General features: G+C 56.2%; 19 protein-coding genes. 6 read left to right on the top strand and 13 right to left on the bottom strand.

Translation table 11 applies throughout. From position 1 onward, the window contains the following. The first annotated feature begins 6 nt into the window (after nt 1-6). Nucleotides 7-1923, top strand: a complete 1917-nt coding sequence (locus tag H9I52_RS05260) for an LTA synthase family protein (protein ID WP_187452971.1) — start codon at nt 7-9, stop codon at nt 1921-1923. A 33-nt stretch (nt 1924-1956) separates the two neighbouring features. Here the strand turns inward: H9I52_RS05260 and H9I52_RS05255 are convergent, their stop codons facing one another. After that, entirely contained in the window at nt 1957-2421 is a 465-nt protein-coding gene (locus tag H9I52_RS05255) for a type I restriction enzyme HsdR N-terminal domain-containing protein (protein ID WP_187452970.1), read from the bottom strand. A 187-nt stretch (nt 2422-2608) separates the two neighbouring features. Between H9I52_RS05255 and H9I52_RS05250 the strand changes: the two genes are divergently transcribed. Both H9I52_RS05250 and H9I52_RS05245 read left to right on the top strand, forming a co-directional pair. Further along, nucleotides 2609-3382, top strand: coding sequence for an AMP nucleosidase (locus tag H9I52_RS05250; RefSeq protein ID WP_139513621.1), 774 nt, complete (start codon nt 2609-2611; stop codon nt 3380-3382). Nucleotides 3383-3504: 122 nt separating this feature from the next. After that, nucleotides 3505-5160, top strand: coding sequence for an amidohydrolase (locus H9I52_RS05245; protein WP_187452969.1), 1656 nt, complete (start codon nt 3505-3507; stop codon nt 5158-5160). Nucleotides 5161-5297: 137 nt separating this feature from the next. On the opposite strand, the gene H9I52_RS05240 is transcribed toward H9I52_RS05245, so the two are convergent. The 7 genes from H9I52_RS05240 to H9I52_RS05210 form a co-directional block, all read right to left on the bottom strand. Beyond that, nucleotides 5298-5810, bottom strand: a complete 513-nt coding sequence (locus H9I52_RS05240; RefSeq protein ID WP_139513624.1) for a DinB family protein — start codon at nt 5808-5810, stop codon at nt 5298-5300. A 36-nt stretch (nt 5811-5846) separates the two neighbouring features. Beyond that, entirely contained in the window at nt 5847-7250 is a 1404-nt protein-coding gene (locus H9I52_RS05235) for an MFS transporter (RefSeq protein WP_187452968.1), read from the bottom strand. A gap of 63 nt (nt 7251-7313) precedes the next feature. After that, nucleotides 7314-7949: an NTP transferase domain-containing protein gene (locus H9I52_RS05230; protein WP_187452967.1), complete on the bottom strand. Its 636-nt coding sequence runs from the start codon at nt 7947-7949 to the stop codon at nt 7314-7316. Continuing rightward, entirely contained in the window at nt 7946-9127 is a 1182-nt protein-coding gene (locus H9I52_RS05225; RefSeq protein ID WP_187452966.1) for an XdhC family protein, read from the bottom strand. Before H9I52_RS05225 ends, H9I52_RS05230 begins: the two co-directional genes overlap by 4 nt. A gap of 36 nt (nt 9128-9163) precedes the next feature. After that, nucleotides 9164-11482, bottom strand: a complete 2319-nt coding sequence (locus H9I52_RS05220) for a xanthine dehydrogenase family protein molybdopterin-binding subunit (RefSeq protein ID WP_187452965.1) — start codon at nt 11480-11482, stop codon at nt 9164-9166. Between the two features lie 9 nt (nt 11483-11491). Next, on the bottom strand, nt 11492-12478 hold the full coding sequence (locus H9I52_RS05215) for an FAD binding domain-containing protein (protein WP_187452964.1): 987 nt from the start codon (nt 12476-12478) through the stop codon (nt 11492-11494). Next, nucleotides 12475-13113 carry a (2Fe-2S)-binding protein gene (locus H9I52_RS05210; protein ID WP_187452963.1) on the bottom strand — a complete coding sequence of 213 codons (639 nt, stop codon included), beginning with the start codon at nt 13111-13113 and terminating at the stop codon, nt 12475-12477. Before H9I52_RS05210 ends, H9I52_RS05215 begins: the two co-directional genes overlap by 4 nt. A 220-nt stretch (nt 13114-13333) precedes the next feature. On the opposite strand from H9I52_RS05210, the gene H9I52_RS05205 reads away from it, so the two are divergent. From H9I52_RS05205 to H9I52_RS05195, 3 genes are all read left to right on the top strand, one after another. Then, nucleotides 13334-14272, top strand: a complete 939-nt coding sequence (locus tag H9I52_RS05205) for an NAD(P)-dependent oxidoreductase (protein ID WP_187452962.1) — start codon at nt 13334-13336, stop codon at nt 14270-14272. Between the two features lie 84 nt (nt 14273-14356). Continuing rightward, complete coding sequence (pta, locus tag H9I52_RS05200) at nt 14357-16450, top strand: phosphate acetyltransferase (protein WP_187452961.1); 2094 nt, start codon at nt 14357-14359, stop codon at nt 16448-16450. A gap of 56 nt (nt 16451-16506) precedes the next feature. Next, nucleotides 16507-17718, top strand: a complete 1212-nt coding sequence (locus H9I52_RS05195; protein ID WP_187452960.1) for an acetate/propionate family kinase — start codon at nt 16507-16509, stop codon at nt 17716-17718. A gap of 11 nt (nt 17719-17729) precedes the next feature. Here H9I52_RS05195 and H9I52_RS05190 read toward each other — a convergent pair whose 3' ends face one another. From H9I52_RS05190 to H9I52_RS05170, 5 genes are all read right to left on the bottom strand, one after another. Further along, nucleotides 17730-19904, bottom strand: coding sequence for a T9SS type A sorting domain-containing protein (locus H9I52_RS05190; RefSeq protein WP_187452959.1), 2175 nt, complete (start codon nt 19902-19904; stop codon nt 17730-17732). 312 nt (nt 19905-20216) lie between these two features. Further along, on the bottom strand, nt 20217-20789 hold the full coding sequence (locus H9I52_RS05185; RefSeq protein ID WP_187452958.1) for an aminopeptidase: 573 nt from the start codon (nt 20787-20789) through the stop codon (nt 20217-20219). Beyond that, the gene (locus tag H9I52_RS05180) at nt 20786-21391 is read right to left on the bottom strand and encodes an aminopeptidase (RefSeq protein ID WP_262385972.1); all 606 of its coding nucleotides are present in this window, start codon (nt 21389-21391) and stop codon (nt 20786-20788) included. Before H9I52_RS05180 ends, H9I52_RS05185 begins: the two co-directional genes overlap by 4 nt. Before the next feature lie 337 nt (nt 21392-21728). Then, entirely contained in the window at nt 21729-24149 is a 2421-nt protein-coding gene (locus H9I52_RS05175; protein WP_187452957.1) for an ABC transporter permease, read from the bottom strand. A 130-nt stretch (nt 24150-24279) separates the two neighbouring features. Continuing rightward, on the bottom strand, nt 24280-26697 hold the full coding sequence (locus H9I52_RS05170; RefSeq protein WP_187452956.1) for an ABC transporter permease: 2418 nt from the start codon (nt 26695-26697) through the stop codon (nt 24280-24282). Nucleotides 26698-26759: the final 62 nt, after the last annotated feature.

The following is a 26759-nucleotide window of genomic DNA, read 5'->3' as shown; positions in this document are numbered from 1 at the left end:
CCGCGAATGCCCTCTCTCACGTTGCGTCTGCTGCTGCGCCGGTTTGCCTTGCTGCTGGGCGTCTATTTTCTGCTGCGCCTTGGCTTTTACATCCTCAACCAAACCACTTTCCGGGAGGCTTCGGGCACGGAAGTAGCGTGGGCCTTCTGGCACGGCTTTCGGTTCGATATCGCTGGGTTGCTGCTGCTCAACCTGCCGTTTGTGGCGCTGTCATTTGTGCCAAACTACGGGCGGCTCTGGCAACGAACGCTTCGAGGTATCTATTTGATAATCAATTCGCTAGGCTTTGCTCTTAATGTTATTGATACCGAGTACTTTAAGTTCATAGGCCGCCGTACGTCCAACGAGCTGACCACCATTGGCACCGACGTGCAGCGACAATCCGGGCAGCTGTTGGGCCACTACTGGTACCTGCTGATTCCGTTTGTGCTGCTGCTGGTTGTGGTTGGGTGGGTATACCCCATGCCCCAGCCGACGACTTTGGAGTTGAACCGCGAAAAAGAGGCTTTTCAACCTCGGGCGCGGCGCTACACGCAACTGGCGATTGAAGTGATAGCAGTAACGCTGGCGGCGGTGCTGGGTATTCGGGGCGGGTTGCAGCTAAAGCCTCTGCGAACAGGCCACGCGTTTGTGCAGCAGCCGGCGGTGCTGGGCCATCTGACGCTCAACAGCACGTTCACGTTCATCAAAAGTTTGGGTTACCAAACCGTTGAGCATAAGCAGTACTTCGCCTCCGAAACCGCGCTTCGGGCGGCCCTGAACGTGCGGCCGTTGCCGCCTGCCCCCGCTGGCAAACCCCCGCTTCGCGACAACGTGGTCATCCTGCTGCTGGAAAGCTTCGCCTCGGAATACACCGGCATCGAAAACGGCGGCCAAGGCTACACGCCCTTCTTTGATTCGCTGGCTACCAAAGGCCTGTTTTTTCGCGAGCACTACGCCAACGGACGGCGCTCCATTGAGGCGTTGCCGGCGGTGCTGGCTGGCCTGCCTTCGCTAATGGACGGGCCATTTATCACATCCAACTTTCAGACCGACGAACTGCACGGCCTGGGCGAAATTCTGGCGCGCCAGGGCTACAGCACGGCCATGTACCACGGCGCCCAAAATGGCACGATGGGCTTCAACACCTTTGCCGGCATGGCGGGCATGCAGCGTTATTTTGGCCTAAATGAATACCCCAGAGGCGCCAAAAGCCCCGACTACGATGGCCATTGGGGAATTTTCGATGAGCCTTATCTTCAGTACTTTAGCCGTCAGCTCAGCCAGCAGCGCGAGCCCTTTTTCACGACGCTCTTCACACTCAGCTCCCACGAGCCCTTCACCGTTCCGGAGCAATACGCTAAGCGCTTTCCGGCCGGTCAGCTGCCCATTCACCCTACTATCGGCTACACCGATCACGCGTTGCAGGCGTTTTTCAAAGCAGCCTCGCGGCAGCCGTGGTATCGTCATACGTTGTTCATTCTGTTGGCCGACCATACTTCCCAGACCATTCGGCCGGGCTACCAGAATGCGCTGGGCAACTACAAAACGCCGCTCCTGCTTTTCCATCCTGGCCGCGCCCTGCCGGCCGCCGACGTACACCGCATCACTCAGCAGTCCGATGTGCCAGCTACGGTGCTCAACTTCTTGGGGCTGCCGGGCGATAAGGAGATGCTGCCTTTCGGGTACTCCGTGTTCGACTCCGGCGCCACCGGTCGGGCATTCTTCCTAAGCGGCGGGTCGTATTTCCTTGTGCATCAAGACTTTGTCACGGAGCTTACCGCCGATGACAACATCCGTCTTTACCCGTATCGTACGCATTATATCCCGGCCACGCCCCTACCCACGCCCGACCCGCAGAAAGTGCAGCAATACGGTGCCGAGCTGCGCGCCTGCGTGCAATTCTTTGTTAATGGCTTGGCAGACAACCGGTTATACAAATAACCTAGCGCTATCTTTCTTTCGGTTCCGACGACGCTAATTGATCAGAGCCAGAGCCTGCTCGTAGCTCGGAATCTCGTGGAGCTGTTCGTTGCGGCGCTGCTCAAAATCGACGCGCCAGCAAAAGTGCTGTAACCCGTTGGTAAGCAGCAGAAAAGGTGCGCCGATGGTTTGGTTGTAGGTAGCCGCCTGGTGCGCTACGGCCGCCGTAATGGGCACTTTGGGGGCTTTGCACTCGACCAGCAGCAACGGCTTGCCCTCGGGGCCAAACGCGCAAAGATCGGTGCGTTTTTGCCGTTGGTTATAGGCGTGGCCGCGCTCTAGCGTCAGCAGGCCTTTGGGATAGCTGAGGTGATCGGCGAGGTAATGTACGACGTGCTGGCGGACCCATTCTTCGGGCGTCAGCACCACGTTTTTGCGGCGCAACACATCCCAGATCAACTGATTCGGGCCTAATTGCGTAACTTTGTATTCGAAAGGCGGCAGGTTCAATACGTGCATCACCTACAAAGGTACGGCCCGAAGCAACTGCTTCGCTTTTCAATCGGATGCCGTCGTACAGTTTGCGCGACGGCATTTTTATTACCTAGTTTTTTAGCTGAGCTTTAATCACGCGCTGCTTTCCCCGATTCCACAAAGTTCTCCCACCCATACGTTTTAAGTTTTACTACTCAACCCATCTCAATACATGAAAGACAAGTCTACGATTGTCGAAAACTGGCTGCCGCGCTACACCGGCGTGCCGCTCAAGGAATTTGGGCAGTACATTCTGCTCACGAATTTTATCAACTACGTGACGATGTTCGCCGAGCAGTTCGACGTCGAGATTCGTGGCTTGGATAAACCCATGCAGTCGGCTACGGCCAACGGCATCACCATCATCAACTTCGGCATGGGCTCGCCGATGGCAGCTACCGTAATGGACTTATTATCAGCCATTAAGCCCAAAGCAGCCCTGTTTTTGGGTAAGTGTGGGGGCTTGAAAAACAAGACCAAGCTGGGCGATCTGATTCTGCCCATCGCCGCCATTCGCGGGGAAGGCACCTCGGATGACTATCTGCCTCCGGAAATTCCGGCCCTTCCCTCCTTCCGCTTGCAACGCGCTGTGTCTTCGATGATTAAGAAGCACGAGAAGGACTACTGGACCGGCACCGTATACACCACCAACCGCCGCGTGTGGGAGCACGACGACAACTTCAAGGAGTACCTGCGCCAGATTCGGGCGATGGCTGTGGACATGGAAACGGCCACCATTTTCGTGGTGGGCTTCATCAACGAAATTCCGCACGGCGCGCTGCTGCTGGTGTCGGACAACCCAATGACGCCGGAAGGAGTGAAAACTGCCGAAAGCGACTCGAAAGTGACTGCCGGTTACGTGCAAACGCACTTGCAAATCGGCATCGACTCGCTGATTGAGTTGAAAAACTCCGGCGAATCGGTGAAGCACATGCGCTTCGAATAGGGCTTTAGCGCCCGCATGCAACGGCCAGTCATCCACACGGACGGCTGGCCGTTTTGCTTTTACTTTCTGCTCATGGCAAGCGCTGTTGATATAAAAACCTGATTCTTGCGCATCTTGCCCGCATGAATCGAATTTTCCGCCCTTACGCGCTGCTGTTGCCGTTGCTCGGCTTTTTCAGCTGCCAGTCTTCTTCTCAGCAACCCGCTGATTTGGTGGTATATAATGCCACCGTGTACACCGTCGACTCTACGTTCTCGAAGGCGCAGGCTTTCGCGGTGAAAGACGGCAAGTTTCTGGCGGTGGGCAGCGCCGATGATATCCGCGGCAAGTACAAGGGCAAGCAGGAAGTCGATGCGCAGGGCAAGTTCATTTATCCGGGTTTTTACGACGCGCACTGCCATTTCTACCGCTACGCGCTGGGTCTGCGTTCTGCTGACTTGGTAGGCACCACGTCGTGGGCGGAGGTTGTGAGCAAGCTTACGGCGCAACGCAAGCAATACCCACAAGCGGCTTGGCTGATGGGCCGCGGCTGGGACCAAAACGATTGGAAAGTAAAGCAGTTTCCGACCAAGGACACGCTGGACGTGCTCTTCCCCAACACGCCCGTGGCCATCACCCGCGTCGATGGACACGCAGTTTTGGTGAACCAGAAAGCGCTGGATTTGGCGGGCATTACGGCGCGCACTCCGATCAGCGGCGGCGTCATCGGCCGCGACGCGCAGGGCAAGCTCACCGGCCTGCTCGTCGATAACGCAGTGGATCTGGTGGGCGCCAAAGTGCCGGAACCCACGCCCGCCGAAGCCGATGCGGCTCTGTTACAAGCTCAGAATCTGTGCGTTGCCGTCGGCCTGACCAGCCTTGCTGATGCCGGCCTCGACAAGGGCAACATCGACAGGATGGAGAATTTGCAGAAGCAAGGCAAACTGAAGCTGCGCCTCTACGCCATGCTCAACCCCACGGCCGAGAACAAAGCCTACTACCTCAAGCAGGGGCCCGTTTTCCACGACCGCCTCACAATCAATTCGTTCAAGGTGTACGCCGATGGCGCTTTGGGTTCGCGCGGCGCCTGCTTGGTCGAGCCGTACGCTGACCGGCCGAAGGAAACTGGCTTTCTGCTCTCGACCGTACGCGAATACCGCACTTTGGCTAAGGAGCTTGCTAACAGCAAGTTCCAGATGAATACCCACGCCATTGGGGATTCGGCAAACCGCGTTATTCTCAACATTTACGGGGAGGCGTTGAAGGGTCAGAAAGACCGGCGCTGGCGCATCGAGCACGCGCAGGTCATCACCCCGGCCGACATGCCGAAGTTTGGGCAGTTTGGCATTGTGCCTTCGGTGCAGCCCACGCACGCCACTTCCGACATGTACTGGGCGGGCGAACGGCTGGGCAAAGAGCGCCTCAAAACGGCGTACGCGTACGAAGAACTGCGCAAGCAATACGGCCAGGTAGCACTCGGCAGCGATTTTCCAGTCGAAGACATCAACCCGCTGTATGGCTTTCATTCGGCTGTTGCCCGTCAGGATGCCAAGAACTTTCCCGCCGGTGGCTTTCAGCCCGAAAACGCGCTCTCTCGCCCCGATGCTTTGCGCGGCATGACCACTTGGGCCGCGCATGCCGCCTTCGAAGAGAAACAGAAAGGCAGCATCAAACCCGGCATGGCCGCCGACTTCGTGCTGCTGGACAAGGACTTACTCACTGCCCCCGCACCCGAGTTACGCGGCGCAAAAGTGCTGCGCACGTTCATCGCCGGCGAGCAGGTGTTTGAGCAGAAGTAAACGCTGCTTCGCCGAACGAAGTAGGCAAATGCAACAAGCCCTTTTCCACTGTATGAACCAGTAGAAAAGGGCTTGTTTGTTTATTACGAGTTGCAGCGGCTGGGTTGCTTTTCTTCCAATCTTTACTCAGCGGTATATTATCTCCGCGGGGCTTCGTCGGCAGAACCGCCGTAGATGGCGGGCACGGGAATATCCAGCAGCCGCAGATACACGCTCATTTGGCCGCGATGGTGAATGAGGTGGTTAAGCACCAGATTGCGTGTTATGGCGGCGCGGGGCAGGGTCATGAACACTTGTTCGCCCCGGCGCATGGTCCAGGGGGCGTGAAAAGTCTCGTCGTCGACCTGGGCGAGCGCCTTCTGGATGTTTTCGGCATTCACGTCGAAGCGCTGCAACACTCCGTCTGAAGTAGTAGGAGAAGCAGGCCAAGGCGAAACAGCAAGATCGGTTTCGGGACCTTGCAGCGACATTTCCAAAAAGCCAATGATGTTGGCTATGTGCCCAGCTAACGCGCCGAGACTCATCGACTTAGGATGCGGACGCCAATCGAATTTCTCGGTGGGCACGCGCTCCAGTACGCGCCGCGTAATATGCAGCTCACGTTTCAACTCTTTGCTGAATTCCGCTTGCAGGGAGGTTTCGGGAGGCATAAAAGCTTTGGGTGGAAGTAACTGATTGACAAATAGTTAAAAGGACCCTTCAGAGCCTCCGGTCATACCAGTGGCCAACGCGGGCTCGGCCTCGTACACGTCTTCGCGCAGCTTTTTGCCACGGAGCGTTAACAGGAACAGCAAGCCTAGGACGAAGAACACGATCAGGGCCAGAATGCTGTTGCGCATTGAGCCGGTAATTTGGGCGATCAGGCCGAAAGAGGCCGTACCGATTACGATGCTGAGCTTCTCGGTGACGTCGAAAAAGCTGAAGAAAGCGGCGGTGTTGGGGGTGTTTTCGGGGATGATTTTGGAATACGTCGAGCGCGACAACGACTGAATGCCGCCCATCGTGAGGCCAATTGCAGAAGCCAGCGCGTAAAAACTCCAACCCGCCTGCACGAAGTAGCCGGCCACGCAGATGCAAGCCCAAATCACGACCGACCAGCTCAGAGCGCGCGTGTTGCCAATTCGCTCGGAGAGCTTGGCAAACAGATAAGCTCCCACAATGGCAATGATATTCAGTAGTAGTACTGTGATAATCAGCGCAGTGCTTTCCAAGTGCAATACCTTGTCACCAAAAACAGTAGCCACGTACATCACCGTCTGCACGCCCATGTTGTAGGTGAAGTACGCCAGCAAAAACTTCTTCAAATTGGGAAGTACTTTGAGCTGGTCCCAGACTTTTCCCAACTCGCGGAAGCCGTTGAGTACCCATCCGCTATCAGATTCAACTGCATCGGCGGGCCGCCCGGGATCTTTCGGCAAGGCGAAAAACGGAATTTGTGCAAAGCCTGCCCACCAGATACCGGTGAGCAGAAACGAAAGCCGCGTAGCGAAGGCTTTGGTCAGACCTAAATTTTCATTGAACGTAATGATAATCAAGCATATAATAAGCAGAATTACGCTTCCTACGTAGCCCATTGAAAAGCCGCGGGCCGACAGCGAATCGTACTGGTCTTCAGTTGAGATATCGGGTAAGTAACTGTTGTAGAAAACAATAGAACCTGAGAAGCCTACCGTAGCCGCGATAAACACGAACGTAGAGATCGTAAGTGTGTCCTTTGTAAAAAAGAATAAGCCCACGCACGAAGCGGCCCCGATGTAGCAGAATGTTTGCAGAAACAGCTTCTTGCGCCCCGAATAATCGGCCAGCGACGTCAGGAATGGGCTGACAATGGCAATGAGCAGAAAAGCAGCCGAAATGGCATACGTGATCAGCGACGAGCCTGGCAACCGATAGCCCAGAAAGTCTACAATGTCGCGGCCCTGCGCGTCCACGGCCTGGGTGCCCCAATAAATGGGAAAAATGGAGCTGGAGATGACGAGCGGGTACACGGAGTTGGCCCAGTCGTACATGGTCCAGCCGCGGGTGATGCGCTTGTTGTTTTTCTCGACCGGAGCCGAAGTAACCGCCGTGGCGGCAGGTGCAGGGGTCATACCAAAGAGGTAAAAAGTGGCAACGACCAAGATAACGGGATTTTTGTCGATGCCGTCGGGTTGCTACTGCGGCGGGGCAGCTTGTTGGAGCAGTTGCCGGTATTGCTCCGGCGTATCCACGTCAATTGCCCCTTCGGGAAAAGGTACGCGCAACAAATCAGCCGCATGCTGACGGAGTAAATCGCGGGCACCTTCCGGCCCCGCAAGCGTGCGCAGCGCCGGGAACAGCTGCTGCCCAAACAGAGCCGGCACTCCCACCCGACCGCCATACGCAGAGGCCACGGCGGGCACCTTGGCGGAGTCAAACCCGTCGACTAACCCTTTTATTATCAATTCGTTAACAAAGGGCTGATCGCATAGCATCACCACCACGGCCCCCAGCGCACCGGAAGCTGTTTGGGCTTCCAAAGCAGCCAATCCCGCCCGAATTGAGCTGCTCATCCCCTCTTGCCACTGCGGGTTAGGCACGGCCGCCACCGGCAAGGCCTCAAGCTCGGGCAACAACTCGCTGTGCAGCGCCCCGGTCACGACTATAATGGGATGGCAGCCCGAAGCCACGGCCGCCTCGGCAGCCCGCCGCAGCAACGATTTGCCCTGAAATTGCACCAGCTGCTTGGGCTGGCCCAAGCGCGATGAGGCACCGGCCGCCAACAACATCAGCCCTACCGACGCAGATCGCTCGTTGCCAACCGCAGTCATATCGCCGAATCGGGCGCAGAAACCGGGGTGACGGCGCGCACCGGCGAAGCGGCCGTGCGCGCATGAATGGGCTGAGTTGAATCGCGTAGGAAGCCCGCCGAACGCTGCGTCAGAACTGCTTGAATTTCAGCCACTACCGAAAGCGCAATCTCTTCGGGCGTTTCGGCACCTATGTTCAGGCCAACGGGGCCGTACAAGCGGCCTCTCAGGTGGGCATCGGGTTTTAAGCCTTCGGCACGCAACCCGCTGAGCAACTGCTCGGTTTTTTTGCGCGGCCCCAGGATGCCAATGTAGGGCGTGCGGGACGTCAGCAAATGCCGCAATACGGCTTGGTCGTAGTGATAATTGTGCGTCATCAGCACGGCGAGGCTGTCGTCGGCAGGGAGGCGGCTGACTTCGGCGAGCGGCACGGCGCGCACACTTTCGGCTTCCGGAAAACGTGCCGCAGTTGTCAGGTTAGGGCGGCCGTCAATCACGGTCACGCGCCAGCCCAGCGCACTGGCAAAGCGCACCAGGGGTTGCACATCGTTGCCAGCCCCGTAGATGGTAAACCGCACAGCGGGCCGCACTACTTCCAAAAATACCCGCAGCGTTCCGTTGGCAATCTGGTAATCGTAAGTGGCAGGTTGCTGAGCATGCAGCACTTGCCGGGCGTCGCTTATAATCGCCTCGTGCAGAGCCGGTTCGGCAGTCAGGCCGCCTAGCTCGGTGCCGTCGGCAGTCAACAGCAGGCGCTCGCCCACGCTCACTGCCGAATTGGTGGGCAAGCTGAATACGGTGGCCAGCACAGCCACTACATCCTGGACAGCGCACACGCGCAACAGCTCTACGGGATTGGCCGAATCGTTGAAATCGAGCGGTTCGAGCAGTATTTTCACAACGCCTTGGCAGCCCAAGCCAGCTCCGTGCCGCAAGTCGTCGTCAGGATCGGTCGAGTCGTAGGTAACCAGCGTGGGCCGGCCGCGCTGAATGGCCTGCCGGGCGCGGCGACGCGCGTCGCCTTCGAGACAGCCGCCGCTGATGGCGCCCGTCAGCTGCCCATCGGCCGTGACGAGCATTCGCGCACCAGGGCGGCGGTACGAAGAGCCATCGACGTGCACCACCGTGGCCAGCGCACATGCTCTGGCCTCGGTGCGGTGCACATCGTAAGCTGCTAATAAGCGACGAAGCTCACTCATAAACAGTTATTTATCAAATACTTATGTAATTACCCATTAGACCGAGCCCGCACCCATCAGTTTTTCGGGGGTGATAGGCAGCTCGCGCACGCGGCGCCCGGTGGCGTGGAAAATGGCGTTGGCTACGGCCGCCGCTACTCCTACCATCGCGATTTCGCCGATGCCTTTTACGCCCATGGCGTTGATATGGCTGTCGTGCTCGTCGATAAACTCCACCTGCATATCCGGAATATCGGCGCTTACGGGAATGTGGTAATCGCCCAGATCGGCGTTGGTGTAGCGTACCCACGAAGGATCGCGGTGGGTGGCTTCCATCAGGGCCGCACCGATGCCGAAGATGGCACCACCGAGTACTTGGCTACGGGCCGTTTTGGCGTTGAGAATGCGGCCGGCTGCGTGCACGCCTACCCAGCGCGTCACGCGCACCCGCCCCAGCTCCGGATCGACGTGCACCTCGCAGAAATGCGCCCCGAACGAATGCATCGAGTATTTCTCGGTGCCCTGGCCTTTGCTGTCGGCGTTTACGCCCGGCGAAGTGTAGCCCCCGCCATAGCGCCCGGCTCCGCTGCCTTCGATATCGGTCAGGCGGGCGTGCTCCAGCATGGTGGCGTACGTCTCGCCTTTTGCCGGATTTTTGGTGAGGAAAACCCGGCCGTTCTCGACCGTAATATCTTCGGGTTTGGCCCCGAACAGCGGGGACGTTTTATTGCCTGAAGCGAGTTCGAGCACCTTGCGCTTGGCGTCCTGGGCCGCCATAAAGATTGCCGACGACACAGTACCGGCCGTCACCGATCCGCCCGAGAGCGGAGCCGTTGGCAGCGTGGTGTCGCCGAGTTCGAAGCGCACGCGCTCCACGGGCAGGCCCAACGCATCGGCCGCCACCTGCGTCATGACGGTGTACGTGCCGACGCCCATGTCGGTAGCACCGCTCTGCACCACGGCGTGGCCATCGGAGAAGATGCGCACCCGCGCCATGCCTTGGGAGTTGTGCACCGGGTAAGTAGCGCTCGCCATGCCCATGCCCACCAAATAACGGCCGTCGCGGGTTGCTCCCGCTTTCGGGTTGCGCTTGCTCCAGCCAAATAGCTCAGCGCCACGAGCGTAGCATTGCTTCAACGATTTGCTCGACCACGGCTGCCCATTAGAAGGGTCGCGCTCGGCGTAATTGCGCAGCCGGATTTCCAGTGGGTCGATGCCCAATTGATACGCCAGATCATCCATGGCGCACTCGATGGCAAACGTACCGGGCGCCTCACCGGGCGCACGGGTATAGGTGGAAGTCATGATGTTGGCGCGCGCAATTTTGTAGGAAGTCTCAAAATTGGGGCATTCATACAACATACTGATTACCTTGCCATTAGACTCCGCCCATTCGTCAAACATCGACGTGGAAGAGGTTTTTTCGTGCAGGATGGCCGTGAGTTTGCCTTCCTTGGTGGCACCGAGCGTGATGGTCTGGCGCTGGTCTTCGCGGTGGCCTACGGAAGTAAACATTTGCCGACGCGTGAGCACCAGCTTCACCGGCCGCCCCACGGCCCGCGCCGCTTGCGCCGTAAGCACGGTATGGGGCCAACTGGAACCCTTACAGCCAAATCCGCCGCCCAGAAACTGCGTCACAACGCGCACTTTATCGCGCGGCAAGCCCAGCATGTCGGACAGGGCACTTTGCGTCATGGTCACGCCTTGGGTCGACTCGTACACGGTGAGGCGGTCGCCTTCCCACACGGCTGTCGTCGCCGACGGTTCCATGGGGTTGTGGTGGTTCATGGCGTGCGTGTACGTGGCCGTTACGCGCACCGGGGCTTGCTCGAGCGCGGCCTGCGGATTGCCGCGCCGCGTGCGCCCCGGCATGCGCCCGCCCTGTACTGCTTTCGCTTCGTATACTTCGGCCCGAGGATCGACGATGCCAGCCACCGGCTTTTCGGCCTGATAACTGACGCGCACCAGCGAGGCCGCGTGCGTGGCCCGCTCAAATGTGTCGGCCACAACCAAGGCCACGGGCTGCCCACTATAGAAAATTTCGTCGCTCATAAGCGGCAAAAAGCTCTGGCCCGGCGACCAAGAATTATTGCGCTCGGGGCTATCGGGCATTTTGGCCAATTTGGGCAGGTTGAGGTGCGTAAACACCGCCAACACGCCGGGCTCCTTCATCGCCAGAGTGGTATCGATGCTGGCGATGCGCCCTTTGGCAATGGAACTGGTCGAAAACACGCCGTACGTAAGCCCACCGAGGGGATATTCGGCCGAGTACCGCGCTGCGCCGGTCACTTTGGCCCGGCCGTCGATGCGGTCGAGCGGCTGACCTACCACGCCGCCCGCAGGCGCCGCAAAATCGAAGAAATTAGATTCGCTCATGGCTATGGCCTATGCTTTGGCGGCTACGGTAGTGAGAGCCCGCACCAGTGTATTCTGCACCAATTCCACCTTAAACTGATTTTCCTGACGAGGGCGAGCGTCGCGTACGGCAGCGGCGGCGGCAGCACGGAAAGTGGCCTCGGTAGCCGGGGCTCCGGTTAACACTTTCTCAGCCTCCAACGAGCGCCAAGGCTTGGTGCCCACGCTGCCCAGCGCCACGCGGGCGCTCCGAATCTGGCCGCCCTGCACGTCCAGCCCCACGGCCGCCGACACCAGCGCAAACGCATACGAAGCCCGGTCACGCACCTTCAGGTAATGCGAACGGCGGGCGTGCGGCGCGTTGGGCACGGTCACGGCTGTAATCAGCTCGCCGGGCTCCAGCACGGTTTCGCGATGAGGCGTGCTGCCGGGCAGCAGGTGAAAATCGACGAGCGGTACGCTCCGCTTTTTGCCTTTGGCATTCTCCAGATGCACGACGGCATCCAGGGCGATGAGCGCCACGGCCAAATCGCCGGGGTTGGTAGCAATGCAGCTTTCGCTAGTCCCCAGAATGGCGAGGTTGCGGTTGTCGCCTTGCTGCGCGGGGCAGCCGGAGCCGGGCACGCGCTTGTTGCACGGAAAGGCCGTGTCGCGGAAATAGCCGCAGCGCGTCCGCTGCAACAGGTTGCCACCAATGCTGGCCATGTTGCGCAGTTGCGGCGAGGCACTGGCTAATAAAGCCTCTGATATAACCGGGTAATTATCAATCACTTGCGGATTCTCTCCCACATCACTCATGCGTTCCATTGCCCCGATGCGTAGTTCCTTCGCACCCGCCTCGATGCCGGTAAGCGGTAGCTGGTTGATGTCGACCAGCTGCGGGTGCACCTCCACGTTGAGCTTCATCAAATCGAGCAGCGTGGTGCCGCCGGCAATGTAAGCGGCCTGTTCGTTTTTGCGGAGGGCCTCGGTGGCGGCTTTCTCTCGGGTCGCCTGTAGGTAGCTGAAGTTGTTCATGATTTCCCTCCTTTTTGCTGCGCGTCGCGGATGGCCGCCACAATGTTTGGGTACGCCCCACACCGGCACAGATTGCCGCTCATCCACTCCCGGATTTCGTCGTCCGATTTGGTGTGGCCTTCCTTGATGCACGCCACGCCCGACATAATCTGGCCGGGGGTGCAGTAACCGCACTGGAAGCCATCGTGCTCGATGAATGCCGCCTGCACCGGATGCAGCTTGTCGCCGTCGGCTAGGCCCTCGATGGTCGTGATTTCCTTGCCTTGGTTCATCACCGCCAGCGTGAGGCAGGAGTTGATGCGCCGGCCATTTACAAGCACCGTGCAGGCGCCGCACTGGCCGTGGTCGCAGCCTTTTTTACTGCCCGTCAGGCCGAGATTTTCGCGCAGCGCATCCAGCAACGTGACGCGGGGCTCGGCGCGGAAGGTGTGGGTCGCTCCGTTGACTTTCAGCGACATTTCGCTCACGCCTTTCACCTCTTTCGAGTCGGCAGCCGCCAGCCGCTCTACTTCCGCCAGGCCGGGCGGCGCCAGCACCAATCCCAGGATGCCCGATGCTTGTTTGATAAACGTACGCCGCGTCCCGTCGTTGGGAGCCGCAGCCGAAGTAGCGCCAAAATCGGAATCGTTCTGCATAGCGGAAGCAGTTTAAAGTAAGGTCACAAGGAAAGCTGGGTTTCCGAAGATAATAATTTGCCTCGCGGATTGCAGGAAACCGATTGGAAGCTTAACAAAGAAATTGTCGTTTTGGCTAGCCAAGGCGGTCTGCGGTCAAATCTTACACAGTCGCAGCCCGGACGCCTGCGTAAGGATAAACTCATCTAAAGCCTGATTCTCAGGTTGTAGCTTGCTTTTTATGCGCCTTTTTGTTTACTCCGTTTTCTCCGAAGCCCGCCGCAACCACCTGCGCCAAGAGCTTGCTGCTGAAGGCATTACCGCAATTTTTCGAAATGAACTCCCGGAGGAAGAGCAAAAATCAGCCTTCCAAAGCGCCACCCTGCTGCTGGGCAACCCGCCGATGGCGTGGTTTGCCGATGGCGCTCCCAAAGGCCTGAGGTTCTGGCAGATAGATTCGGCGGGTTTTGAACGCTACCGCGACTTGCACCTGCCCATCGCGGTGGCCAACATGGGCGACTTTTTCGCGTGGCCCTGCGCCGAAACCATCGTGGCGGGCATTCTGGGGCTGTATCGCCACCTCAACGAGCTGGCTGTGTTGCAGGCCCAACAACACTGGGTAGGCACCCCGATCCGGGCGAAGCTAAACCTGCTACGTGGCAAGCGCGTGGTGATTCTGGGCGCCGGCGCCATCGGGCAGGCCGTGCGCGAACAGCTCTCCGGCTTTCGGTGCGAGGTGCAGCTGCTGGCCCGCCACAATCCGCAGGCGCACTTGCATTCGAAGGAAGAACTGCAAAATGCGCTTCCACATATTGATCTGATTATTAACTGCTTACCAGGAAGTGCCGAAAATTTCTTTTCGGCCGAGCTGGTAGCCGCCATGGCCGCAGGCAGCGTGTACGCCAGCGTAGGCCGGGGCAACACCACCGACGAAGCGGCCCTGCTAGCTGCGCTGCAAGCCGGCCAGCTCGGCGGGGCCGTGCTTGACGTAACGGCTACCGAACCGCTGCCGACCGACAGTCCGCTGTGGCGCCTGCCCAATGTCATCCTGACCCAGCACACCGCCGGCGGCCAACCCTACGAAGACGAAGGCCGCATTGCGATATTGCGGCGCAACCTGCACCACTTCCGCCACGGCGAGCCCCTGGAAAACCCAGTTGAGTTGGCCAGAGGATATTGACCCGCTTCCAGGATAGTGGCGCGCCCGCACCTGCTCAACGGCACCTACGTATAGCCAAACTTCCGCGAACAAACGACTTTCGGTATGACCAAAACCATCTTTATTGCCACGGCAGAGCCCTTTAGCGGTAAGTCGATCATTGCCTTGGGGCTGGTGAATATGCTGCTTAACAAGGCGCAAAAAGTTGGCTACTTCAAACCGATCATCAACGACGACCCACGCGAGAAGAAGGACGCGCACATCGATACGGTGCTGACCCATTTCAACCTGCCCATCGCCTACGACGCCACCTACGCCTACACCCGCGCCGAGGCGATGAGCCTCGTGGAAGCCGGTAGCCAGGGCGAGATCATCGACCGTATCATCTACAAATTCAAGCAGTTAGAAGACAGCTACGATTTCACTGTGGTGGAAGGCAGCGACTTCGTAGGCGAGGGCACAGCCTTTGAATTCGATACCAACATCTCGATTGCCAAGAACCTGGGCACGCCGGTGGTCATCGTGATTTCGGGCGCGGGCAAAACCACCGCGCAGATCGTAAACGCCGTGCTGACGGTGCTGCGCAGCTTCGAAACCCGCGAAGTGCAGGTGCTGGCGGCCATTGCCAACAAAGTGCAGCCCGCCCAAATCGAAGATGTACAAGCCCTGCTGCGGGCGCAGCTGCCCTCCGACGTGATTCTGGCCGTTATCCCGGAAGACAAAAAGCTGCTCAATCCCACCATGCGCGAGATTTATGAGAATCTGGGCGGGAAGCTGTTGTTTGGCGAAGAACTGCTTGACAATCAGGTAGATAACTTCGTGACGGGTGCCATGCAGGTGCCAAATTTTCTTAACTACCTGCGGGACAACGTGTTGATTGTAACGCCCGGCGACCGCGGCGACATCATCATTTGCGCTTTGCAGGCCAATGTTTCGGCCAGCTATCCGCGCGTGGCGGGCATCGTGCTCTCCGCCGACACCGAGCCCGATGAGCCTGTACTGCGCCTGATTAAAGGTCTGCAAACGGTGGTTCCGATTATCGCCGTCAAGACCGGTACCTTCCTGACCTCCACGATGTTGGGCAACATTCAGTCGCGCATTACGCCCGACAATACTAAGAAGATTCAGCTGGCTATCAGCACCTTCGAACGCTACGTGGACGTGCGGGCGCTGGAAGAGAAAATGATCAACTTCCAGTCGGCGGGCATTACGCCGCACATGTTTCAATACCGGCTGCTGCAATGGGCCAAGCAGCAACGGCGCCACATTGTGCTGCCCGAAGGCAACGACGACCGCATTCTGAAAGCAGCTGCTCATTTGCTCAACCAAGAAATCGTGGAGCTGACCATTCTGGGCAACCCCAGCGAGATCACGGCGTCCTTCAAGCGGCTCGGCCTGACCATGCCCACGGCGTATTTGCACATTGTCGATCCGGCTCATTCTGAGCACTATGACGACTATGTGCAGACCTTCTATGAGTTACGCAAAACCAAAAACGTGAACCTCGACATGGCCCGCGATCTGCTGCGCGACGTGTCGTATTTCGGCTCGATGATGGTGTACAAAGGCCACGCCGACGGCATGGTGTCGGGCGCGGTGCATACCACGCAGCACACCATCCGGCCGGCGTTGCAGTTCATCAAAACCAAGCCGGGCGTTTCCATCGTGTCGTCGGTGTTTTTCATGTGCCTCCCCGACCGCGTGGCCGTGTTTGGCGACTGTGCCGTGAACCCCAACCCCACGGCCGAGCAACTGGCCGAAATTGCCGTTTCGTCGGCCGAAAGCAGCCAACGCTTTGGTATTGAGCCCCGTATTGCGATGCTCTCGTACTCTTCCGGCACGTCCGGGGAAGGCGCCGATGTGGAAAAAGTGCGCCGTGCGACGCAACTCGTTAAGCAACTACGCCCCGATTTGAAGGTAGAAGGCCCGATCCAATACGACGCCGCCGTCGATCCTATCGTGGGCAAACAAAAGTTGCCCGAATCGGAGGTAGCGGGCCAAGCCAGCGTGCTGATTTTCCCGGATTTGAACACCGGCAACAACACCTACAAAGCCGTGCAGCGCGAAACCGGCGCCTTGGCCATTGGGCCCGTACTGCAAGGGCTCAACAAGCCCGTCAATGACCTGAGCCGCGGCTGCACCGTGGAAGATGTATTTAACACAGTGATAATCACGGCCATCCAAAGCCAAAAAGAGTGAGTAGTGGTGAGACCCATGCAACAGCCCCATACACCACACAAACCCTTGATTATCAAATGAATATCTTTGTCGTTAATTCGGGCAGCAGTTCCATCAAATACCAGCTTTTTCGGCTGCCTACTGAGCAACCCATTTGCAGCGGCCTGATCGAGCGGATTGGCTTGGAGAATTCGCTGGTCACGCACAAGGTTTTTGCGGGCGAACAAGAGCAAGCAGTGCAGCGCACGCTCGACCTGCCCGACCATGAAGCGGGCCTGCGGGAAGCCGTCGAGCTACTGACTAACAGCGAGATCGGCGTTATCCGGAAGCCGGAAGAAATTGAGGTGGTGGGGCACCGGGTGGTACACGGCGGCGAGCACTTTGCCGCGACCACAGTCATTACGCCGCAGGTGAAAGAGGAGATTAAAAAGCTGTTTCCACTCGCGCCGCTGCACAACCCGGCCAATTATATGGGCATTGAAGTGGCCGAAAAGATTTTCCCCCAGGCCCAGCAAGTGGCCGTTTTCGACACTGCTTTTCACCAGACGCTGCCTGAGCCGGCTTTTCGCTACGCCTTGCCCACAACCTTGTATACCGACTACGGAATTCGGGTGTATGGCTTTCACGGCACCAGCCATAAGTACGTGGCCGAACAAGCCGCAGAGTATTTACGGAAGTCTGATGCTAAGCTTATTACCATTCATTTGGGCAATGGGTGCAGCATGGCCGCCGTGGCTGGCGGCCGCTCTTTGGATACCAGCATGGGCTTTGGTCCGCTTAGTGGGTTGGTGATGGGCACCCGGTCCGGCGACCTCGACCCGTCGGTTATTTTTCACCTCATTACCCAGCTTGGCTACGACGCCGATCAAGTGAGCACGCTGCTCAACAAGCGCAGCGGCATGCTGGGCCTCACCGGCCTAAGCGACATGCGCGACATCAGCCAGGCCATCGCGCAGGGCGACGAGCGGGCCAACCTCGCCTATGATTTGTATGCGTACCGCATCCGCAAGTACATCGGAGCTTACGCGGCTGTGCTCAACGGCCTCGACGCCATCGTGTTTACGGCTGGCGTAGGCGAAAACGACAGTTTGTTGCGGCACCGCGTCTGCCAAAACCTCGACTTCCTGGGTCTGCACCTCGACGAAGTAAAAAACCAGGTGCGCAGCAAGCAAAACCGAGAAATCAACACCGTCGATTCGAGGGCCAAAATCCTGGTAATCCCGACCAACGAGGAGTTGGAAATCGCCAAGCAGTGCCAGGCGTTGCTATCCAGCACCACCGCTCCGTAACTATTTGTATATCAATTTATTATAAACTTGGCATGGATTGTTTGCTTGCCGGAAGTTACAGAGAGAACGTAGGTTCCTGGCGAAGTTTGGGCGGGCAGTTGGAGCGGTACGTTTGCTGCTGTATTGTCCGCTGCAACCCGTTGATGATGAATAGTTTGCCCCATCAAATCGGCAACGCGGATCTGCACACTCTGGCCCGAAAACTTAGCTAGGTCGAGGTAGAGCAACTGCCCTTTTGCTGCGGGGTTGGGAAACACACTGATGGCATGTTGCGCGGAGGAATTGGGCGAAACGACGGCCACCTTACTGTAGTGCGAAGAGCCATCCAGGTCGATTTGCCGCAGGCGGTAATACGTGGCCTGCGTAAGCCGCTGCGAATCGTCCCATTGGTAGAAGCGCACGGTGGAGCTTGTGCCGGCAGCTGCCAGTTGCCCTACTCCACTGAACGTTTTGCCATCCAGAGAGCGCTGAATTTCGAAAAAAGCGCTGCTTCGCTCGCTGGCCGTCGCCCACCGCAATGATGCCTGGCTGGATTTTACTTCGGCTTGAAAGCTAATTAGCTCGACCGGCAACGGGCGCCCGCTGCCTTCATAAGCACCGATATTTCCGCGCAAGCCGGCAGCTGGTGTAGGCAAGCCGTAGAGATCGCGTGGCCCCGGCGAAATGCCAAACTGGTTCAAATCCAGCCCGGCCCCAATCATTGGCGAAGTGGGCTGTAATTGGTAAGGTTTCCAGGCATTCATCGACCGGCTCAGATCGCCCGGATTGGTTCCCCCTGCGCCGGGAGCAACCAACTGCGGATCGGTTTCTAGGCCGATGTCGGTATTGCCGATGCGTTCGGCACCTGTACTGGTGCGCCAATCGGCGAGGCTTTGAAATACCGAAGACTTCTGCCGCCACCATCCGGCCGAACCACTACCCCAGTAGCAATTTCCCTGAAATACAGCTTCGCCGCCCTCGTCAAACACAAATGGCAGACCGCCAGTCGTTTGAATAATGTTGTTACGGAATGCAGTGCTTCTAATGCCCGAACTCAAAATCCATATGGCTACCGGTTGCTTGTTAGGCGAAGGCGTAACGTAGATGGTGTTGTTGTAGATGTGGGCTCTGTCTATGCCACTACTATTTCCCGATGCCCATAACGTAATGGATGCCGCATAACTGCGTGCATCGTTCTCACTTATGTTGTAGCGAATAGTTACGTCATGGCAGGGGGGCGCGCCTTCGTATTGGGCCAGAACATATCCCACGCCCTGATTATCATGCGAATAATTGTACTGCATGATAGCGTTCGTGCAGCCGCCATCCAGATCGAATCCACCGCCATCAATGGTACTCGTGCGGTTGTGATGGGACTCACAAAACTGTATAATGAGGTTGTTGCAGCAGTAAGCCCAAATCCCAATCGGTCCGGAACCAGCTTGCACGTTCAGCCACCCGTTGTTGTACGCTTCGCATTTTTCTACGAGCACACCATCAATATTGGCTAAAGTTATGCCACTGCCAGTATTTGTATATGTGATCGTACTTATACCGGAATTATCGTAGGATTTGCAGTTGCCCACATACCAATTGCGATGCGCTCCCAATTCCTTGGCATAGACGTACAAGCCAGTGTCTCCGTTTTCGTGCATAGAGGAGTTGGTTATTCGCACGTCAGCATAGCCACTGGTGCCGTTTTCACCGGCGATGAAAATTCCAAGGGATTGATAACCACATACATCTACACTGTCCAGCACAAGGTGGGTCAGATGGGTATCAGCGCTTCTGACCGCGAAATACACACCCACTGCTGCATTATCAAGCCGGCCTGCACCCATAAAATTTATCCGCCGCAGCTCAATTCCAGCCACATTATAGGCCCCAAACCCTTGATCGTTGCCACTGCTGATTGTTGCAGGGCCTTTGCCATACGAACTAACAATAATTGGCTGAGCGGTAGTACCGCTATTGTGCAGCTGTAACGACCCCGAAAAGGTGTGGCCTGCTTCAAACAATACCCGGTCCCCCGGCTGCAACGTTGCCTGATTCACTTTATTAACGCTTTTCCACGCACTCCCAACGGAAGTGCCATCGCTTTCATCGTTGCCATTTGTGCTTACGTAATAGGTGGTAGCATAAGCCGAATTGACTAAAATCAGGGCATTAGCAAAAAGGCAAACTATAAAGACAAAAAAACTGCGCATAGTAATGTTTCAAGATTATTATGTAAAATAAAGGATATTTAGCTGCATATAATATAAATATTTTGTAATTTTTTTTCATAGTTTTGATAGCAGAGTAGCTAATATATCTATAGTGGGAGCTATCTATTTGACAAAGATTGGGTTTGCGCCCTCTCTTTAATGCTTTGTAAGCTACGTCATTTGAGCAGCGGCCTTTCGTCAACTGCATCCCGGTTAGCATTAGGATAACTCCATAGTCATCTAAACGACAAAAGGGGCCAGCCAATGAAACATCAGATGGCCCTTAAAACGCGGCAGAGTGCGTGCTGCTAGTTACTTCTGTTTTTTCTTCGGCGCGGGCTTCGAGCTGGCTATGGTCGGCGACACGAGCTGGCCGTTGCGCACGATCACTTTGCCGTCGACGTCAACTGTGGCGTTGGCGATGGGGAAGCTGTAACCACCCAGCGTTTTGTTCTGGCCGCCGAACAGGGCATTATTGCCTGTGCTCACGAACACCATGCCTGCTGCCGAAGCCGGATGGTATACCTTCTCGTCGTCTATTTTCATCCCCGGATTCAGCCCAATGGAAAACCTTCCTACCTGTAATCCCGAAGCCCCCACAGTAGCAAACCCTTCTTTGAAAGCATCGGCGCCCACCTCGGCCCGTACATTTTCAACCTGCCCATTTTTCAGGTCTGCTTTAAAGCCTTTTAGGGGCTTGCCTGCGGAAATTTCGTCGTTGGCAAACGCCAGGCGGCCCGTAGCCGAGGTTTCCTGGCAGGTACCATAAACTAGTCCGTCGGGCAAGCTTGCCGTTCGGTTCAGGATCAGCTTTTCTTGCTGATCGGCAGCCGATAGGCTCCCATCATCGGCAAATACGGGGCGGCTGGCAAGATCCACTGTCATGTCTGTGCCGGCTGGCGAGGTAATGTGCATTTTTTACCAGTGGCCAGTAGCTGCTTTATTTTGTCTGCCTGCATGGCGATGGACGAGCAGTCGGCTCCAATGCTACTCCATATCATTTGCTCGTGGCTGGCGTAGTCGAGCTGTTGCGCTGCCGCGAGGCTCTTGCTCGGATAGCTCACCGACACGCCGCGCAGCTTGCTGGCGTCAAGTTCCTGCGCGTAGCCGGATGCGGCAGCGGCCTGGCTGAATTTAGCTCCTCGGGCCGGAGTCATGCCAGCCATTACTGCACGGCTATCCTCCACACTGGGCAAGCTGATGAGCACATCTGCCTGCAGCGACATGTTGCTAAACTTGTTGGCTTGGATGGCCGCCTCAGGCGTCTCCATATTCACGGCGCGCACTGTTTTGTCGGTGCTGATCCACATGTTGGGCTGACCGCCCGCGCGGGCCACTTCCACGGCCACGGCTTCCATCAGCGGCAGGGTATGCACTCCGCCCGAGATAATAACGGCATCTCCAGGCTTCACGCCGGCCGAGGCGTTTACAATCTGTTTGGCAATCTTCTCGTAATGCTGGGCAAAGGCCGGGCTGGCTAATAGCAGCAGACCCAGCGCAGTGGCAATGGGCAGTAGTTTTTGTACCGTGTTATGGGTGGGTTAGGTTGTGAAAAACCCAACGCTCCAACACGATGCCCCCACCGACTTTCCTTGACCAATGGCCTTTAACAGAAGGTTCTCAGGCCAGCCGATGGAAACGCCAGATTGATGGCCGAATGTATACACTTATTAAATATTGCATTTATTTGTTTTAATTTATAACATTTTTTAGTGAGTATAAATAACGATATACATTGTCAAACCCAAACAACGATAGAAATGGATTCTTACAGTGCACCAGCTATATATTTAAACCGTTAATAATCAATATTTTAACCCATTTCTATCCAGCTCGCAGCGACTTTACTGGATTAGCTATGGCAGCCCGCGTGGCTTGAACACTAACTGTAAGCAGCGCGATAAGTAAGGCGGCTACGCCCGCCAATGCAAACACCCACCATCCGATGCTGACGCGGTAGGCAAAATCTTGGAGCCATTTGTTGATGGCCCACCAAGCCAACGGCCACGCCACGAGATTGGCAATGAGCACCAGCCGGAGGAAATCGCGGGACAGCAGGCCCACAATGTTGGTCACCGAAGCGCCTAGCACTTTGCGAATACCGATCTCTTTGGTGCGCTGCTCGGCCGTGAACGTAGCCAACCCAAACAGGCCCAGACAGGCGACGAAAATGGTCAGGCCGGCGAAGATGTAGAGGATGCGCCCGATTTTCCTTTCCGCTTCATAGGTTTGCATAAAGCGCTCATCCATAAACGAATACAAGAAAGGCTCTTCGGGTACAAAGCTGCTCCATTGCTTTTTCAGGGAAGCTAGTAAGCCCGCAATGTCCTGCGTTTTGACTTTCGCAATCACGGAGCCAGAGTTGTCGCCCAGCGTCATGAGCAAGGGCGAAATAGGCTCGTGCAGCGATTTGAAATGGAAATCCCGGATGACGCCGATCACCCGAAACGTCCGCTTTTTGCCTTGGTTGTCGGAGCGCGACAGCGTGTGGCCGAGTGCATTTTTCCCCCAGCCAAACGTCCGGGCGGCCATTTCGTTGAGAATAACCGCGGCCGTATCGGTTGAAAACGCTTTGGAGAAATTGCGGCCCGCCGCCAGCCGAATGCCTAGCGTCGGAATGTATTGGGGATCAACTTCGTAGCGAAGTGTCTTGGTGAGCTGCGCCGGGTTGTCATCCGTCGAGACAAAGAAGTTGTTGGAGAAACTCGGGCCCGCCGGCAGATACCCCGAAGTGCTCACGCTCACCACCCTGGGGTCTTGCAGTAGCAGTTGCCGAAACGCTTCGGCGTGCTTGCCCAGCACCCACGTTTCCGGCAGCACCAATACGTGGTCTTTGTCGTAGCCCAGCTTCTTGTTTTGGATGTAGTGAAGCTGCTGGTAAACCACTGTGGTACTGATAATTAGCACTATCGAAATACAGAACTGAAATACCACCAGCCCACTTCGCAGCCCAATGCTGCCTTTACCCGACGTAAACTTCCCCTTCAGCACTGCCACCGGGTTGAAGGACGACAGGAAAAAAGCCGGATAACTGCCGGCCAAAATGCCTACCAGCACCCCAAACAGTAGTAATCCCGGCACCAGCCACGGATCAGTAGTGAAGTCTAGGCCTAATTCTTTGCCTGCCAACTCGTTGAATACCGGCAACGCCATCACGATCAGCACGAGTGCTAGCGCCAACGCTATCATTGTCAGCAGGATAGATTCCAGCAGAAACTGCCCTACCAGCTGGCTTTTCACCGACCCCAATACCTTCCGTACCCCCACCTCGCGTGCCCGACGGGAGGCGCCCGCTGTTGAAAGATTCATGAAGTTGATGCAGGCAATCAGCAGCATAAACACCGCGATGGCTCCGAAAATGTACACATAGCGCACGTCGCCGCCCGGCTCCAGATTATTGGTAAAATCAGAGCGTAGGTGGATATCCGTCAGGGGTTGCAGAAACAGGCCGAGGTCGTTGCCCTTCTGCCGGAACTGCGTGAAACTCATGCCCATCGCCTGTTGCAACTGCGGCCCCAGGTATTTCTCCACCATCTGCGGGAGCTTGGCTTCCAGCTTTTTGTACTCGTAGCCCTCGGGCAACACTAAGTAAGTGATGTAGTTAGATGTCATCCACGACGATGACTTGGCATCCGGAACGCTGGCCAAGGACCCGAAAATGTCGAAATGGAAGTGCGAGTTGATGGGCACCTTGTCGAAAACACCCGTCACTTTGTAGGTTTTGTTCCAGTCTTTGAAGGTCAGCACCTTGCCCATGGGATTGGCTTTGCCGAAATACTTCTGCGCCGTGGCCCGCGAAATAACGATGCTATTCGGCTGAACCAGAGCCGTTTTGGGGTCGCCTTGCAGCAGCGGGATGGTGAATACCTGGAAGAAGTTGGAATCGACCATGGCGATGTCCCGCTCCTTGAAGGACTTGTCGCCGTAGGTAATGCGCGGTGCCCCACCCAAGCTCAAGCGCGTGGCCTGCTCTACTTCCGGGTATTCGGCGAGCAGCGTCCGGGCTACGGGCGGCATCACGCTCGATTCCTTCATTTTCTCGCCCTGCACCGAGCCCCGAAACACCACCCGCACCATCCGGTCGGCCTTTTCATTATAGCGATCGTAGCTCAGCTCGTTTCGCACAAACAGCATGATTATCAGGCAAGTAGCTATCCCAAGGGCCAACCCGGAAATGTTGATAGCCGCAAACGCCTTGTTGCGCCACAGATTGCGGAAGGCGATTTTGATATAGTTTCTGAACATGGCAGTGGAAACTGAAGGTGGGCTCAAACCCAAGCGTTGATAAAGAAAATCAGGAGCAGCGCAGCGCATCTCTGGCATGCGCTATCCCACTGAACAGAACACAAATACTTGTTAACCAAATACTTATGTTTTATTCGGTTCTTAAGTTCTTGATGGGATTAGTGGTAGCAGCCTTAATGGCCTGATAGCTAATGGTTAAGAACGCCACGGTTACCGCCGCCACGCCCGCTGCCAGGAAAACCCACAGCGGAATATTGATGCGGTATGCAAAGTCTTCCAACCATTTGCGCATCACCAGCCACGCTACGGGAAAGGCAATAATTGCCGCTACCATCACCAGCTTCAGGAATTCTTTCGACAGCAAAGCCACAATGGTTGAGGTATCGGCCCCGAGTACTTTGCGAATGCCAATTTCTTTTTTCCGACGTTCGGCCGCATACGTAGCCAGCCCAAATAAGCCCAGGCAGCCTACAAAAACCGCAATGCCCGTAAATACCCAAAGCAGTGATTTCAGCTTATCTTCTGCCTTATACATTTTAATAAAATTCTCGTCTAAGAATTTATATTCAATCGGATAATCGGGTGCGAATTTATTCCATACTTCTTTCACGCCATTCACTGAGCTAGTAATATTATCGGCTCTTAGTTTTACCGCTACTTTCCAGTAATCCGCGGAATTAATTTGTAGCACGGCCGGCTCTACGCGGTCGTACAGGCTTTTGTAATGAAAGTCTTTCACCACGCCAATGATTTGACCTTTCTTGAGCGAATCGGGCTTAATTTCCCACAGGAGCGTTTTGCCCAAAGCTTGCTCCGGCGTGCCAAAGCCCAATTCCTTAACCGCCGTTTCGTTGATAATGAAAGCGTGATCTTTATCGGTGGTGAGCTCTTTGGAGAAATTCCGGCCGGTTACGAGCTGCAAGCCCAGGGTTTTGAGATAATCATAATCCACCATCAATTGGGTAACCGGATAAGGCTTCTGCTCGCCTTTCGTCGGGACGGTAATTGCGTCGCCAGCAACGGCATCGCCCGGAAATCCATACCCGATGGATACCGAAGTAACGCCCGGAGATTTTAGCAACTCATTTTTAAATGTTTCATAATTTTTATTCATGTTTTCGCCGCGCATGGGGAAAAACATAATCTGATCCCGATTAAAACCTAAATCTTTATTATATAAGTATTCTACTTGCAAAAAGACGATAATGGCACTTACAATTAAGAAAATAGAGAGCGAGAATTGAATAACAATTAATCCGTGACGCAGCCACTGCACGCGCCCAAACATGCCTTCACTTACGACTGCCGTCTTCAATACTTTAATCGGCTTGAAACCCGATAATACCAAGGCCGGATAAAAGCCGGCCACCACGCCTACCACCACCGTTAGCACCAACAGAATCAGGGCAATAGTGGGGTTGGCAAACAGATTGAAGGTCATTTGTTTGCCGGTAAACTCATTGAGCGTTGGCAGCAACAAAGAAGTCAGGACTGTGGCAATCACCACGCTGATGAAGGTCAGCAACACGGTTTCAATCAAAAACTGCAGCATAAGCTGCTGCTGGCTGGCGCCAATGGTTTTCCGGATGCCGACTTCCTTGGCCCGTTGCACCGACTTGGCGGTAGCCAGATTCACAAAGTTGAAGCACGCGATCAGCAGGATGAAGGCCGCGATGATGCTGAGCGCCTTGACGTAGGTGATGTTGCCTCGGGGCCCTAAGTCATACTTGAAGCTGGCCGAATACAAGTAAATATCCTGGAGCGGCTGCAAGTGCGGCACAAACTTAATAGGGTCATCCTTAGGCATTTGTGGCTGCACCTTTTGGGTGATGTAGTCCTGTAGCTTGGCTTGGGTTTGCTTGCTGTCGGTACCCGGCTTGAGGCGCACATAGGTGTAAAACTGCTGCCAACCCCAGCTTTTCATGCGCTTGGCGGGTATCTCGGCTAGCGATAACGGAACGACATAGTTAACCTTGAGATGGAATTTGGCCTGGGTATTCTGCAACACGCCTTTTACCAGCAGCGTTTGCTTGTTCATCTTGATTTCTTTGCCAACGGGGTTTTCGTTGCCGAAAAACCGTTTGGCCACGTCGTCTGCCAGCACAATCGAGGCCGGAGCATCCAAGGCGTGCGCCGCTGCGCCATACTGGAAGGGCAGCGGAAACACATCGAAGAATGTGGAATCGGCGATGAGGCCATCTTCGATGTAGAGCTTCTTGTCGCCTACCTCAAGCAGGCCAATTCCCGAATACATCAAGATGCGCGTGCTCTGCTCTACCTCCGGGAACTCCTGCTGCATGGCAGTGGCAAACATCGGCGGGACGGAGGCCATGGTTGCGGGCGTTTCGCTTTCGGTGCCTTCCGTATAAACGCGGTACACCCGCTCGCCGCCCGGCAGGAACTTATCGTACTGCAATTCGTCGTGCACGAACAGGCCAATGAGCAGGCAAGCCGTAAGGCCCAGCGCTAAGCCGGCAATGTTCAGAAACGAGAAACCCTTGTGCCGGACCAAGTTGCGGTAAGCAACTTTTAGGTAATTCTTAAACATAACCAGGATGCTTGAAGGTGTAGCGTGGCGCCGGAGGCACACGTCAAAACTGACTAGTGATT

Origin of the sequence: Hymenobacter sp. BT491, assembly GCF_014349165.1 — a bacterium.
GTDB classification, from domain to species: domain Bacteria; phylum Bacteroidota; class Bacteroidia; order Cytophagales; family Hymenobacteraceae; genus Hymenobacter; species Hymenobacter jejuensis.
The sequence above is the reverse complement of the archived record's forward strand: the minus strand, read 5'-3'. Positions and strand labels throughout refer to the sequence as shown.

Coding starts and splice junctions, on each gene's coding strand:
- H9I52_RS05255 (WP_187452970.1), bottom strand. CDS start 2,421: ATGCACGTATTGAACCTGCCGCCTTTCGAATACAAAGTTACGCAATTA.
- H9I52_RS05245 (WP_187452969.1), top strand. CDS start 3,505: ATGAATCGAATTTTCCGCCCTTACGCGCTGCTGTTGCCGTTGCTCGGC.
- H9I52_RS05210 (WP_187452963.1), bottom strand. CDS start 13,113: ATGCAGAACGATTCCGATTTTGGCGCTACTTCGGCTGCGGCTCCCAAC.
- H9I52_RS05205 (WP_187452962.1), top strand. CDS start 13,334: ATGCGCCTTTTTGTTTACTCCGTTTTCTCCGAAGCCCGCCGCAACCAC.
- H9I52_RS05170 (WP_187452956.1), bottom strand. CDS start 26,697: ATGTTTAAGAATTACCTAAAAGTTGCTTACCGCAACTTGGTCCGGCAC.
- H9I52_RS05250 (WP_139513621.1), top strand. CDS start 2,609: ATGAAAGACAAGTCTACGATTGTCGAAAACTGGCTGCCGCGCTACACC.
- H9I52_RS05190 (WP_187452959.1), bottom strand. CDS start 19,904: ATGCGCAGTTTTTTTGTCTTTATAGTTTGCCTTTTTGCTAATGCCCTG.
- pta (WP_187452961.1), top strand. CDS start 14,357: ATGACCAAAACCATCTTTATTGCCACGGCAGAGCCCTTTAGCGGTAAG.
- H9I52_RS05230 (WP_187452967.1), bottom strand. CDS start 7,949: ATGACTGCGGTTGGCAACGAGCGATCTGCGTCGGTAGGGCTGATGTTG.
- H9I52_RS05215 (WP_187452964.1), bottom strand. CDS start 12,478: ATGAACAACTTCAGCTACCTACAGGCGACCCGAGAGAAAGCCGCCACC.
- H9I52_RS05220 (WP_187452965.1), bottom strand. CDS start 11,482: ATGAGCGAATCTAATTTCTTCGATTTTGCGGCGCCTGCGGGCGGCGTG.
- H9I52_RS05195 (WP_187452960.1), top strand. CDS start 16,507: ATGAATATCTTTGTCGTTAATTCGGGCAGCAGTTCCATCAAATACCAG.
- H9I52_RS05235 (WP_187452968.1), bottom strand. CDS start 7,250: ATGACCCCTGCACCTGCCGCCACGGCGGTTACTTCGGCTCCGGTCGAG.
- H9I52_RS05240 (WP_139513624.1), bottom strand. CDS start 5,810: ATGCCTCCCGAAACCTCCCTGCAAGCGGAATTCAGCAAAGAGTTGAAA.
- H9I52_RS05185 (WP_187452958.1), bottom strand. CDS start 20,789: ATGACAGTGGATCTTGCCAGCCGCCCCGTATTTGCCGATGATGGGAGC.
- H9I52_RS05175 (WP_187452957.1), bottom strand. CDS start 24,149: ATGTTCAGAAACTATATCAAAATCGCCTTCCGCAATCTGTGGCGCAAC.
- H9I52_RS05225 (WP_187452966.1), bottom strand. CDS start 9,127: ATGAGTGAGCTTCGTCGCTTATTAGCAGCTTACGATGTGCACCGCACC.
- H9I52_RS05260 (WP_187452971.1), top strand. CDS start 7: ATGCCCTCTCTCACGTTGCGTCTGCTGCTGCGCCGGTTTGCCTTGCTG.